Origin of the sequence: Rhodococcus sp. AD45-ID (assembly GCF_003023755.1) — a bacterium.
GTDB lineage: Bacteria > Actinomycetota > Actinomycetes > Mycobacteriales > Mycobacteriaceae > Rhodococcus_F > Rhodococcus_F globerula.
This window is the reverse complement of record NZ_PYHL01000002.1, coordinates 1,554,950-1,568,224: the sequence shown is the minus strand read 5'-3', so window position 1 is coordinate 1,568,224 and position 13,275 is coordinate 1,554,950. Positions and strand designations below refer to the sequence as shown.

10 protein-coding genes are annotated in these 13,275 nt (G+C 59.5%); 3 read left to right on the top strand and 7 right to left on the bottom strand.

What is annotated here, in order from left to right; translation table 11 throughout:
- Together C7T36_RS23405 and C7T36_RS23400 are read right to left on the bottom strand one after the other, a co-directional pair.
- Complete coding sequence (locus C7T36_RS23405; protein ID WP_051730316.1) at window positions 1-3,225, bottom strand: HAD-IA family hydrolase; 3,225 nt, start codon at window positions 3,223-3,225, stop codon at window positions 1-3.
- A gap of 711 nt (window positions 3,226-3,936) precedes the next feature.
- Entirely contained in the window at window positions 3,937-4,410 is a 474-nt protein-coding gene (locus C7T36_RS23400) for a carboxymuconolactone decarboxylase family protein (RefSeq protein ID WP_239654737.1), read from the bottom strand.
- 150 nt (window positions 4,411-4,560) lie between these two features.
- Here C7T36_RS23400 and C7T36_RS23395 point away from each other — a divergent pair, with 150 nt between their 5' ends.
- Window positions 4,561-5,115, top strand: coding sequence for a hypothetical protein (locus tag C7T36_RS23395; RefSeq protein WP_045068142.1), 555 nt, complete (start codon window positions 4,561-4,563; stop codon window positions 5,113-5,115).
- Between the two features lie 7 nt (window positions 5,116-5,122).
- Here the strand turns inward: C7T36_RS23395 and C7T36_RS23390 are convergent, their stop codons facing one another.
- The 3 genes from C7T36_RS23390 to C7T36_RS23380 all read right to left on the bottom strand — a co-directional run bounded on the left by C7T36_RS23390 (window position 5,123) and on the right by C7T36_RS23380 (window position 7,295).
- Window positions 5,123-5,995, bottom strand: a complete 873-nt coding sequence (locus C7T36_RS23390) for a TIGR03620 family F420-dependent LLM class oxidoreductase (protein ID WP_045067812.1) — start codon at window positions 5,993-5,995, stop codon at window positions 5,123-5,125.
- Between the two features lie 621 nt (window positions 5,996-6,616).
- Window positions 6,617-6,799, bottom strand: coding sequence for a histidine phosphatase family protein (locus C7T36_RS23385; RefSeq protein WP_045067811.1), 183 nt, complete (start codon window positions 6,797-6,799; stop codon window positions 6,617-6,619).
- A 4-nt stretch (window positions 6,800-6,803) separates the two neighbouring features.
- Entirely contained in the window at window positions 6,804-7,295 is a 492-nt protein-coding gene (locus C7T36_RS23380) for a hypothetical protein (RefSeq protein ID WP_045067810.1), read from the bottom strand.
- Between the two features lie 279 nt (window positions 7,296-7,574).
- On the opposite strand from C7T36_RS23380, the gene C7T36_RS23375 reads away from it, so the two are divergent.
- Both C7T36_RS23375 and C7T36_RS23370 read left to right on the top strand, forming a co-directional pair.
- On the top strand, window positions 7,575-8,369 hold the full coding sequence (locus C7T36_RS23375) for a PD40 domain-containing protein (protein ID WP_045067809.1): 795 nt from the start codon (window positions 7,575-7,577) through the stop codon (window positions 8,367-8,369).
- A gap of 284 nt (window positions 8,370-8,653) precedes the next feature.
- Window positions 8,654-10,000 (top strand): hypothetical protein, encoded by a 1,347-nt coding sequence (locus tag C7T36_RS23370; RefSeq protein ID WP_375129283.1) that lies wholly within the window; start codon window positions 8,654-8,656, stop codon window positions 9,998-10,000.
- A 390-nt stretch (window positions 10,001-10,390) separates the two neighbouring features.
- Here the strand turns inward: C7T36_RS23370 and C7T36_RS23360 are convergent, their stop codons facing one another.
- Window positions 10,391-11,752, bottom strand: a complete 1,362-nt coding sequence (locus C7T36_RS23360; protein ID WP_045067806.1) for a metallopeptidase TldD-related protein — start codon at window positions 11,750-11,752, stop codon at window positions 10,391-10,393.
- A complete protein-coding gene (locus tag C7T36_RS23355; protein ID WP_045067805.1) occupies window positions 11,749-13,275 on the bottom strand; it encodes a TldD/PmbA family protein in 1,527 nt (508 codons plus the stop codon). Before C7T36_RS23355 ends, C7T36_RS23360 begins: the two co-directional genes overlap by 4 nt.

Here is a 13,275-nt window from a genome sequence, read left to right as displayed (position 1 = left end):
TTACTGGGCGGAAACGGTTACGGACGATCCTGGTAATACTATGTGACTGCTGCCGTCGATCGAAAGTTCGATCGGTGCAGCATCTTTCGTCTCCGACGATACGGTCACTGAAGAATGTGTGCATTGGATCTGCAATCGATGGCCACGGTAGTAGATCGTGAAGGCAAGTTCGCTCAGTTCGATCGGCAATTGCGGATGCAACCACACAACATCGTCACGGAAGTCGAGGCCGGTGTAACAGCGTTCGAGAATATCGATCGCGCCCGCCATCGCAGCGAGGTGAATGCCCTCTCGCGTACGGCCATGCTGGGAGTCCGAGAGATCCGACGCGAGCGCGCTGCGAAGCATGTCCCATGATTGCGAACGATTACCGCGGACGAGCACCCAGGTGTGCGCGATTCGGCTGAGAGTCGATCCGTGCGTGGTGCGGGACAGATAGTAATCGATCATGGACGGAATCGACGACGGATCGAAGTGGTAACCCAACCGTGCGATCAGATCGGTCAGTTCCTCCGCGGAAAATACATACAGCAGCATGAGTAAGTCTGCTTGCTTGGATGCCTTGTAGTGGACGGTCGAGTCGCCTTCAGCTTCGAGAATGAGATCGAGCCGACCGATATCGAGGTACCGGGATCGGTAGTCTGCCCAATCCAGTTCTTTGAGGGTATCGAAACCCTCGAATTGCGCGAGCAGGCCATTCGGAAGGAAGGTGAGGCGCAGACGACGACTCATCTTGTCCCAGGCCGCCAACTCGGATTCTGTGACCTCGAGGTCTTCGGTGATGGATCGGCTTGTGCGGCCGAGAATCTCGACGGCGTCGAGCGCTCGCATCAGTGACCACTCCGTCATGATGTTGACGTACGTATTGTTGTCGATGCCTTCGCCAGGGCGACCTGGATAGCCGTCATGAAATTCGTCCGGGCCCATGATGCCCCGGACGTCGTATCGGTCATCGGTGGCGTCGTAGTCAGCCCGGCTGATCCAAAAGCGCGCATTTTCGACTAGAAGTTCGACCGCGTGATTCCTGAGAAATTCGAGGTCGGTGGTTGTTTGCCAGTAGTGCCATACGTTGTATGCGACGGCGAGGTTCACGTGATGCTGACGTCGGGAATTGTCGGGCATCCAGCGCTTGGATCGCGGATTGAACAGTGCAGTCGGCGTTTCCTCGCGCCCATCGCTACCGCTCTGCCAGGGGAACAGTGCGCCATCGTGTCCTGTCTTTCCGGCATTGCTCTTTGCCTGTCGAAGTCGGCGACTTCGATACAGCAGCAATGATCGTGTCAATTCGGGTAGGCGCAGAGTAAGGATTGGCGTGACAAACAATTCGTCCCAGAACACGTGCCCGCGATAGGCCTCGCCGTGTAGTCCTCGCGCCGGAACGCCCACGTCGAGATCGATGGTGTGCGCGGACAGGGTCTGCAGTGCGTGAACGAGCTGGACGTTGGCGGCCAAAGATGTTGTGACATCGGAGCCCAGAGTGATGGCAAATTTGTGCCACAGAAGCTCCCACGCGATGCAATGCCGGCGGAACAATTCGCGATGGTCGGCCGCATCGATTGCGTGTTCCCGTGCAGCATGGTCGGGTTCCGCTATTGCGTGGTCACGAGATGTGAAGAGCGACATGGTTTTTTCGAAAACTACGGGCTGACCCGATGTTGCCGTGTATGTGACCAACTGTGCGACGGAATTTTCGCTGACGTCCACGCGCCGTGTGTGTTGCGGCGTCGACCCGTCATCGAACCGGACTCTCAACCGTTCACACTGCGACACACGGATATGTGAGGTCGACGTTTCGACTGTCGTCGAAACACGTTCGTGATCAACCGCTTCTGCGGAAATGACGGTGAGGTGGTGATTCGCCAGTAAGGAATAGTCCGGGACGTTGTTGTTAGACACGGCTGCATTGATTCCCGAGCGCACATGGACAGTGCCGTCCCAGTTCTCGGGGATGATCGTCGTGCAGATTGCTGCGAGGTGAGGATCGTCCATCGATACGAATCGTTGTTGACGAATTCTGGTCACTCGGCCGGTGATGTCGCGGAAAGTCGTCTCACGCCGAACCGTCCCGCAGCGTAGATCGAATTCTTCATGGTGATGATCGATCAGATGGGACCCGCTCCCAAGCCACTGGCCGTCGGGTCCGGCCACGGTGAATACCGTCCAATCCGGAATATTGACGGCACTTTCGTCGTCGCGAGACCTACCCGCTGCCTCCGAAGTCAATCTGTTGTAGCACCCGGCGATGTATGTGCCGGGGTAGTGCACGCCGTCGTCATGTGATTCCGGGAGCGCTCCGCGGGTGGCGAAATAGCCGTTCCCCTGTGTCAACAGTGTTTCCCGCAGCCCAGCGGTGTCGGGGCTGAGGCCGCGGTATTCGAGGGACCAGGACGGGTCGGCGCCGTCGGTACACAGTTCGCACGCAGCATCGTCGTTGTCGCCCTCTGCCGAGGCAGAGGTGACGAAGTGGTAATCGATTTCGCTGACGTCGGACACCACGAAGTCGGCTCCGCTGCCGATCAGGTCTGCAACGTTCTCCGCCGGGCCCAGTCCGATACTGAGGCCGAAGCCGCCGGAATTGGCAGCGCGGATTCCGGCGGTCGCGTCCTCGATGACAACACACTCAGATGGCGGGACTGACAGGCGCGCTGCAGCTTCCAGATAGGTGTCGGGGTTCGGTTTCCCTGCAAGGCCGCGCTTTGCGGCGTCGATGCCATCACAGCGGATATCGAAGAGGTTTGCCAAGTGGGCGCTGTCGAGTACGAACTTCGCGTTTCTGCTTGCCGAGACAATCGCTGTGTGGACGCCGGCCGAGCGCAACTGCTGAATCCACCGGACCGTGGGAACAATCACTTCGACACGGTGTCGACCAAGCTCTTCGAGGAAGTACGTATTCTTGCGCCCGAGAAGGTCGGTGATGGTAACCGCATTCGGGGAGCCCTCCGAATTTCCCAGCGGGAGAACCACATCGCGCGACGTGAGATACGACTGCAGGCCTTGAGCTCGTGCTTTGCCGTCGATATATCGCCGGTAGTCGTTGTCGCTGAGTTCCACATCGCCGACCTCGCCTCGCTCGGTCAGGTAGTGGAAAAGTCGCCGCCAGGCCGCGAGATGAACTTTCGCGGTGTCGGTGACCACACCGTCCATGTCGAACAAGACGGCTCGCAAGACCTTGCCGTCGATGACGATCGACGCCCGAAGAGTTTCATCTGCCCGCCAGATCGTCATGGCAGTAGCGCTGGCGATCTGGGCGAATGGATCGAGGTAGGGAGGGCTTCGCTCGCGTCGAACGCAGAAGTGCCTGCGTGGATTACCAATCTCGCTCCCTTCGGCAATGCGGTTCCCTTCACGGTATCGGATATTCCGGAGAGAGTGGCGATGCGCAGCATGCCATCGCGTGTTGGTCTGCAAAGTATTTCGCCACGCGGGTTCCGATAACTTTTCCGAAGATTAGCTTGAATTTTTTCACCAGCATTTCAGGTGGGATTAATATGCGCATTACAGTCGGTTGAGCAGGCTGTATACGCGAAATTAACCCATGTCTTGCTGATTGTCGTATTTTCGACTCTTCGGTGGAGATGCTGTGCGCGATGACAAAACATGATCTACATTCGGTGTTGTAAGGATTGATTCAACCTCACCACGGAAGGGAAGATTGAAATGGGTAGTTTGGAAGATTTCGATATCTCGGCAGTGCTGCAAAAGTTGATCGCATTCGTGGATTCATTCTCATCGGACTCGCCGGAGACCGTGGAATAATGTAAGTGACGAAAGGTGCTGCGTACGCCCTATTAGGGTGCGTACGCAGCACCAACTGTCGTTTGCGGAACGTGCAGCGTCGGCCATGTATTCAACTCTGATTGAATACGAAATCTATTTATTCTTCAAATTATCTGCATCCCGGAATGCAGTCCCGTTCTATTCCTTGTCCGCATAGTATTAAAGCGGGGCTAGCTCCTGATGGGTTGAGATGGCGAGCCGATTCCAAGTGTTGATCGCTGAGATTGCCATCAACAGGCGAACGATCTGATTCTCGGAGTATGACGCCTTCACTCGCGCCCAGACTTCATCCGAGACGCCACCTTTCCCGATGAGCGTCACTTCTTCCGTCAATTCCAAGACGGCCTGCTCGGCGTCGCTGAACCACGACGACGCTTCTCTCCAGGCCGCTAATACGTCCAGCCGGCGTTGATCCTCGCCGTCTTTTCGGGATTCGGTTGTGTGCATGTCCAGACAGTAGGCGCAGCCGTTGATCTGCGAGGCACGGATTTTCAGGAGATGGAGTGTTTTCGATTCGAGGTCGCCGGCGTGGACATATTTCTCGATGGCCAGCATGCCTTTGTACGCCTCGGGGTCTATGTCGGTGACAGACAGTCGTTGGGTGGCGTGGGGTCGACTTTCGATGGTGCTCACGTGGTCCTCCTTTTGCGTCTGCTGGGGGAGCGAGCCGTGATCGCTCCGAGTTCCACGTTAGTGACGAGGAATTGCTTTTTACACCGCTGGCGCTCGAGTGGTGTGTCCTGTTTCGGCACCGTGCGCATCGTCGTATGCCAGAGTCGCCAGATGAGCGAAGAGGTGGGACCTGAGGCTTGGTGGACTGTGCTCGTCGGGATCACAGCGCTGCTCGTTGCCGGCGCTTGTGGTGTTGCCCTGTGGAGTGCCGTGCCACTCGCTTCGTATGTGTACTTCGCGCTCGCCATGGCCGTGCTCGCTGCCCTGGGTGCAGTGTGGTTGATACTCAGCCTGATTGGGTGGTTCAAATTTCGAGCCTTGCGCTGGAGTTTGATTGCGCCGGCGCTCGTTCTCCTCACATGTGCACTTGTAGCGCTGTCGGTGCCGTCGCGAATTGCGTTCATGGCGTCGAAGGACTCACTGGCTGCCGAGGCCCAGGAATGCTCGACGTCGGCGACTGACCGTCGAATAGGTGTGTATCAGGTCAGGCGGATCGAGTCAGTTGAGCACGGGTGTCTGTTCTTCATCGAAGGCGGGCTGATCAATTCGATCGGTCTGGCGTACCTGCCGGGCGGGGCGCCGTACCTCGGCGTTCCCAGACATGACGGCGACATCGGCTACCAGGAACTCGACGGTGATTGGTACACGTTCGTGCAAGTATTCTAGGTGCCTGTCAGGCGATCAATGCCGTGGCAAGATCCCGATATTCTGCCGCTGGGAAGGAAGTCGGGTCTGCAGTGAGCACTTGGATTGCTACTTCGTCGGCGCCCGCTTCGTAGTGCGCTTCGATGCCGGCACAGACACGTTCGAGGTCACCCCACGGAATCAGCGTGTCCATCAGAGCGTCGCTACCTCCGCCCAACAAATCCTTGTCGGTGTACCCCAGACGGCGGAGGTTGTCCGAGTAGTTCGGCAACGACAGGTAGCCGCGCATGTATTCGCGGGCGATCCCGCGGGCAATGGTTTCGTCCTCTTCGAGGACCACGGCAACTTCAGGTGCGAGCAGTGGCTCGGCTCCGAGAATCTCGCGGGCAAGGGCTGTGTGTTCTGGCGGCACGAAGTACGGGTGTGCTCCGGCCGATCTGGCAGCCGACAGCTTGAGCATGCGAGGGCCGAGGGCTGCCAGGACTCGGCGACTGGCGGGGACCGGGTCCGGTGCGGCGTCCAAAGCGTCCAGGTACTGGACCATGTGGGTGTAAGGCTTGGTGTAGGTGTGCTGCGCCTTCGCATCGACGATCGGTGCGTGGCTGGTTCCTACTCCCAGGAGAAAGCGACCAGGGTAGTCGCGCTCGAGGTTGCTGACGGCTTGGGCGGTTTCGGTGGGGTCAGCATGCCAGATGCTGGCAATGCCGCTGGCGACACCGATTCGCGTTGTCGCAGATAGCACTTCGCCGTACACGGCAGGCAGGCCTTCTCCGAAACCGCCTGACGTCCACAACCGCGTGTAACCCAACTCGTCGAGTTCGCGAGCTGCGTCGAGTGCTGCCTCGCGATGTTGCGGACTCAGCCAGAGCGCGCCACCCCATGCACTTACTTGTCGTGTCATAACGTGAGCCTAGCTATTGATCCACTCGAGGGTGATGAATCACCACGTTCAGTGTTGGGTCGGAGACGAGAGTTCCTTGGCGGTAGAGGACCGTCCAATCACGTTCGCGCCGTTGCCAAATAGTTGCCCTGCGGGTGAGCTTGGTGTCTTGCTGGAGCGTATAGGTCAGTAGATAGGTAGCCGGGGCGATCTCGCGTAGGTGGAACTCTCTGGTGGCGGACACTGTCCTTGCAGCCTTGGTATCCCCAATTCGCCTTGCAGCAGTTTCGCAACACAGTGAACCGGCGTGTGATATCGAGAAGCTCGTTGACCTCGTTGTCGGCCCTCAGTCCAGACGATAGCGATGCCCATCCGCGTATTCCCCACGCCGTCTATCCGGTCGACTACGGGATACCTTGCCGGCACAAACGGCGGCGACGGCGACGGCATCGACGTATTAGTCGGCACCGACACCGGCGCAGCGCCGGGTCCGAGTCCAGCATCCAGGCCGTCACCGTTGGATACAGCTTTCCGGCGCGATTCGAAAGTACAGATCACCCGGTCGATCGCCGCGTGGCAATTGTGCTCGCGCAGGCGGGATCATCCGCGCGTGTGCATAATCGGCGAGCGAACTCGGCGACGTCACGACCTGCTATGGGGGTTATACGCCTCTCCCAGAGCCGAGTGAAGTAGCAGCTCGATTCCGAACTGATCGCCGGTAGGGCGAGCGGTCTGGGTGCTGCGTTTGAGGTCTGACGTGTACAGCGACGGAACAACATAGAGCGGTATCAGTTCGCGCAAGCCGAACCGCGATCGAATCTGCATGCGCTCATTCTTTCCAGACGCCATCGGTGGCTTTGATCTCGCGGATCATCGAAGGTCCGCCTGTGGGCCAGGTCTGGATGAGGTAGTCCTCGGTGGGTGTGTCGACGTCAAGGTCCCAATGCGATGCTCGTCCACGGGTGGCGATGCGGAAGTGCCGAGCACCTCGGTGGGAGGTGAGCTTCCCGAATTCTTCGACGATCTCGTTTGCCAAGGTGATGAAAAGCATGGGTTCGCGGCACACGACGGTGACTTCCTCGATGTTGTCCCATGCGTCGAGATCGATATAAGGACCACCGTTTTCGAAAATATGGTCATCACCGGACAACAGTTCAAGTGTGACATTGACGGGACCGTAGGCGATTCCGGTGTGAACGGAGATGAGGTGGTTGCCGGCGTCGAAAACCTGGCCGGTGGTGTAGGTGTCGGTGGGATCGGCGTCGGCAGCCGAGATGAGAAACGTGTGGTGCTCGACCTCTATCAATCCTGTGATCGTCATTGGTTGATTAGAGCAGCTGCCCCTGCGCGCGTCGTGACTGCGGCAAGAAATCGTCGGGGTTGTCATTGTGGTCTGGGACTTGACGGCCCGTCGGCCCTGGCACACTCGCAGTAATAGTGGACCAGGTTCCTGGTCCTCACGGTTAGGGAGCGGAGGTCGATGATGAGAGTTCGCAGAAATTACGGGTGGCTTCGATCGAGCAAATCAAGAGTCATCGTTGTTGCGGCTCTTACCATGTTCTTCGTCGCGGCTTGTAGCAGCCCTGAACCCGAACATGACGTGGCGACAGAAATCATTGCCTTTGCAGATGGCGACGGTTCGATTTACACGATGAAGCCGGACGGGAGCGGCCTTCGCCAGCTCACCACCACCATCACTGACGACAACTACTCTGAATACGCGTCCGACCCTGCTGTCGCTCCGGATGGAAGCAAGATTGCTTACACCCGCGGATCTGGGATCGCGGTGATGAACGTCGACGGAACCGAGCAGACGACCGTGACCGACCGCGGCGGTTCCCCCAATTTCTCGCCGGATGGCTCGAAAATCGTATTCGGCTGCGTCGGCGGGATTTGCCTGATCAATGCTGACGGTTCCGATCGGCAACAACTCTCACCGGAGGTGAATGACGATCGCAGCATCCCGAGTAGGTCTTTTCCTTCGTTCTCCCCGGACGGAACGAAGATCATCTTCAACGAAAACGGCTACATCGCAGGGTTTTCGGCTGACGGCACCGGATGGTTCCAGGTGCTGCGTGACCAGTACTGGAACTCCGATCCCGCCTATTCGCCGGATGGGTCGACGATCGTCTTCTCGAGCAACCGTGGCGGGAAGAACCAATCCGAGACATATGTGATGACAGCCGACGGTAAGGACATTCGCGCACTTACGACGGAACATGATGTCGGAGCCGTGTATTCGCCAGACGGCTCGAAGATCGTCTACACGCACGGGGTAGCTGAACCTCGCACCCTGGTGGGTATCTGGGTCATGAACCCAGACGGCAGCGAACCACGGCTGTTGACCTCAAAATCGCTGATCGCTCAAGCCCCCAGTTGGGGCGGATATGCGTAACGACAACCTTTTGGGGTAATTGTCGCAATTTTTCGGGAATAGGCCTGGCCGCAAACAAATGTGTGGTCGACTCGAACCGCACATAGCGCGGGTCTCTGTCTGTCGTCCGCGAAAAACACTCCCACGGGGAACGGAGATGCGATGCAGAAAGTGCCGAGCGGGACGAGGGCCGACTGGTTCTGACAGCTCTGACCGCGGTACTGATTGCAGCAGGCGGTGGCAACGCATCCGCTCAGCCCACATCCTGGGGTCCACTCGCCGCTCCCAACCCGTTCCTCGGACCAATGGGTACCTCGACGATGCACGGTGACGCCGGTTCCTCCGATGCGACACCACTCAGCGGTCCGGGCACCGGGAAATTAGCCGTTGATCCGCTTCCCTTGGCTGCAGCATGCCCGACACTGCTCGAGGGATCCGATGGATTGGTTCTCGCGCTGTGTACCAGCATCCTCGGCCAGACTCCGACGGTGCACCTGATAGACACGTCGGCGCTCGGCACCGGATCGGCGGGTTCGTCGGTCGGATCATTCTCACCTGCTGCTTCCGTTGCGCAACTTGAACTTGCGAAAGGCAGCTTGCTCGGCGGTGTCTATGCGTACCTGGACAACGACAACCGGCTTGTTGCGGTGGATGGTAACCGCATGCTGGTGCGGGTGCAGCACGAACAGAAGCCAAACGGCGGTTGGCGACTCTTCGTCGACCAATCAGTTGATCTGACCTCGTCAATTCCCGACGGCGACAATGTCACCGGCCTCGCACCGGACTGGCAAGGCAACGTGTGGTTTGCAACTGGTGCCGGTCGCGTCGGTAGCGTCGACGGGGGAGGAGTCGCCCGCACACTGCAATTGCCGGCCGGCGAGGAAGTGCAGAACAGCATCTCTACCTCGGCGTTCGGCACCGCCGTCGCGACTACTCACGCGCTGTACCAGCTCAGCGCCACGCAGGACGGCACCCCGACAATAGATTGGCGTGCACCGTACGACCGTGGCAGTGCCCGCAAGCCAGGTCAACTCAGCTGGGGAACCGGTTCCACGCCAACCTATTTCGGCCCCAATGGGGACGACTACGTGACGATCGTCGACAATGCCGACACTCAGGTGCATCTCTTGGTCTACCGAGCTGCGACCGGTGAAATGGTCTGCAGTCAGAAGGTTCTCAGTACCGCAGGGCCAGGCAGCGAGAACTCGCCGATTGGTATCGGCAACTCGGTGTTCGTGGCCGGCACTTACGGCTATCCCTACCCGACGGTGCCTGAGGGCGCCGGGCCCGCGGTACCCGCGAGTGCACCGTTTGTCGGCGGCATGACGCGAGTCGATGTCGATAATGCTGGAACCGGATGCCACACAGTGTGGGACAACGACGCTCGTAGTTCTGCCGTGCCGCATCTGTCGACTGCCGACGGAAATTTGTACACCGTCGTTCGTCAAGGGCTTCCGCTTTCATCCGACAGCACCACCCCGCTCGACGGCTTTGCGTTCACGGTGATCGATCCGAACACCGGGGAGGTGCTTGCGTCGCGCGATCTGCCCGGGACCATAGTCAACGACACCTTGCAGATGTCCGCGCTGATCAATTCGAGTGCTGACTACCTTCAAGGGACGATCACTGGAGTAATTCGAGTCGGCGGCTAACACAGCCCGCCGACCTCGACGCACTCTGCACCACTATCGGCAAGCGCACAGCCGTGCATCTGTAACCGGCGTCTCGGCACCCAGTATCAGGCAATCTCACGCGTGCTGCGTGGAATTCGATGACCTTCGATGATTCTCTGCCTGAGGGGAGGAATCGCAATGCAGCATGGTCGGTATCAGTTTTCCGGTGTTGTCGATCCTCGATACCGAAACACTGTCGCTGCAACCGTGATTCAACTTCACTGCGTGGGCAATAGCATCTCGGTCGGATTCGAATTCCCCAACTGTCGAGGTGCCTTCCGGGAGGGTGATCTTGTACTTCTCCATTACAAAACTTCTTCGTGTAGTCCTATGGACGGCATACCCAGAGTGGGTGGGAGGGAAACGTTTCTACTGCGCCGCGCTGACCGACGACATGTGGAAATCGGGAATGCGCAGCGGTGGCATGGCGGTGCGGGTGAACCAGTCTTTCCATTCGCGGGGGAGCGTGATCTCGGTGCGTCCGGCTTCGGTGACACGGCGAAGGAGGTCCAGCGGGCTTTCGTTGAAGCGGAAATTGTTGACCGCGCCGACGATCGTGCCGTTCTCGATGAGGTACACACCGTCGCGGGTCAACCCGGTGAGCAGCAGCGTTGTCGGATCCACCTCGCGGATGTACCAGAGTGTGGTGAGGAGGAGACCGCGTTCGGTTTTCGCGATCATGTCCTCGATGCCGGTGTCATCGCCGCCGGTGAGGATCAGGTTGTCACCTGGCACGGCAACCGGTCGGTCGAATTCGCGGGCAGCATGACGCGGATACGCGAGGGCTGAGATCGTGCCGTCTTTGATCCAGTCGACACGATCGATGTCCATACCGTTGTCGAAGAGCGAGACGGATTCACTCGACGACGTGGTCACCACGAACGGCGCGGATTTCAAGCCGACGGCGTCCGGGTCCGAGGTCAGAGTCAATCCCAGTGTTCCGAGGGTTTCCCCGATTCGCGTGCCACCTGTCCTCGACAGTGCGGTGTGGCCTTCCTCGGCTCCGCGGCCTTCCATGGTCCACATCAGGTAGATCATGAGGTCTGCAACCGCGGACGGCGGAAGAATTGTTTCGTACCGTCCAGCCGGCAACGCGACCGAGTTTTTTGCCCAGTCGAGACGAGTAGTCAACTGGGACAAAAGATTGGGTATGGAGATGTCGCTGAAGTCGACCGTCCCGGATCCGACCCAGGCGCTGGCGTCGCCGCGTTTGCCGTTGATCTCGACTGAGCCGGTGGGCTGGATGGTACGGCGACGAAGTCCGGTGGAGGTTCCGAGCCACGTGGTGTGCAGTTGATGATGCGCAAAGCCGAACAGTTGATCCTGTCCGTCGAAACCGGCGGAGAGGTCGGCAGCAAGGCGACTGAAGACGGCGATGTCGGTCAGTGCAGGGCCGGATTCCCATTCGGAATCTGCTGGACCTGCCGGTACAAGGTCGGAGGCGTCATCGGCGGGTGTTGCACTTCGGGCGGCGTCCTCGCTTGCTTTCACGACGGTCTCGATCTGCGCGGGATCGACACTGCTGGAACTCACCGTCCCGACACGGGCGACGTCACCGTCCCGAACAATCGAGACGACGGTCCAGGTCCGAGACAGTGAGACACCGTTCGTGGTCATGGAGTTGTTGGCCCACCGCAACGACGCTTCGCTGGCGTCGGTGACGATGATGATCGACTCGTCGACAGTGCGCGCAGCCAACGCGCGTTCCACTACCTGCTGCGCCGTGATCACTGCTGGGCCTCCGAACGGGTGTTGAGGATATTGATACCGCGGAACAAAGCGGACGGGCATCCGTGACTGACGGCGGCGACCTGTCCAGGTTGGGCTTTACCGCAATTGAATGCGCCGCCGAGTTTCCACGTCGACGCTCCGCCTACAGCTTCCATCGAGCCCCAGAAGTCGGTGGTCGTGGCTTGATAGGCGACGTCGCGGAGCTGGCCGTCGAGTTTGCCGTCCCGGATTTTGAAGAACCGCTGACCCGTGAACTGGAAGTTGTAGCGCTGCATGTCGATTGACCACGACTTGTCTCCGACGATGTAGATGCCGTCCTCGACTCTCGAGATCAAGTCGGCCGTCGACGTGTCGGTCTCCGGATCGGCGGAGAGGGATACGTTGGCCATTCGCTGGATGGGAACGTGGTGCGGCGAATCGGCGTACGAGCACCCGTTGGAGCGCTCCAGGCCCAGGCGAGGTGCAAACGCGCGGTCGAGTTGATATCCGACCAGCGTGCCGTCTGCGACCAAGTCCCAGCGCTGGGCGGCAACGCCGTCGTCGTCATAGCCGACGCTGGCCAGTCCGTGTGCGACGTTGCGGTCGGCCGTGACGTGCATGATGTCGGTGCCGTACTTCAGTGTGCCGAGCTTGTCGGGGGTCGCGAAGGAGGTGCCGGCATAGGCGGCTTCGTATCCGATTGCCCGATCGTATTCGGTTGCATGCCCGATGGATTCGTGAATGGTGAGCCACAGGTTGGTCGGGTCGATCACGAGGTCTGTGGGGCCAGGTGTGACCGACGGCGCCTTGACCTTCTCGGTGAGCCACTGCGGGATCTGCGCCAGCTCCTCAGCCCAGTCCCACGTGCTACCGGTGCCGAGATACTCCCAACCCCGCGCGGCCGGCGGCGCCAAAGTACGCATCGACTCGAAGCTGCCCGCTGATTTGTCGACGGCTGTTGCCTCGATTTCGGGATGCAGTCGCACCCGTTGCTGGGTAATCGACGAGCCCGCCATATCGGCGTAGAACGTCTGTTCCTTGACCTGGAGAACCCCAGCGGTGACGTGGTCGACGCCGTCGGACGCCTGAAGTCGGCCCGAGTAGTCCAGGAGAAGATCGACCTTGTCGGACGTCGGAGTGGTGAACGGATCTATCTCGTACGGAGACACCCACGTGGCGTCGGCGTAGATCGGTTCGTCGGCAAGAGTCACCGGATCGCGATTGAGTGATCGCAACGCCCTCGCCACCTCGACGGCTTGCCGTGCCAACGACGACGCAACAGCGGGTGACACCTCCGCGTGGGAGGCAAAACCCCAGGTTCCGTCCACGATCACGCGGACAGCCACACCCACTTCGTCGCTGTCCGAAACCGATTGAACTTTGCCGTCGCGCAACCGGATCGACTGAGTGAGCAACCGGTGCACACGTACATCCGCGTGCTCGGCTCCGGCGGCGCGCGCTGCGGACAGCGCGGCGTCCGCTACTGCCTTCAGAGGGAGGGCGAGGAAATCTGCATCGACATCTCGGGTGACGGTCACCGTCAT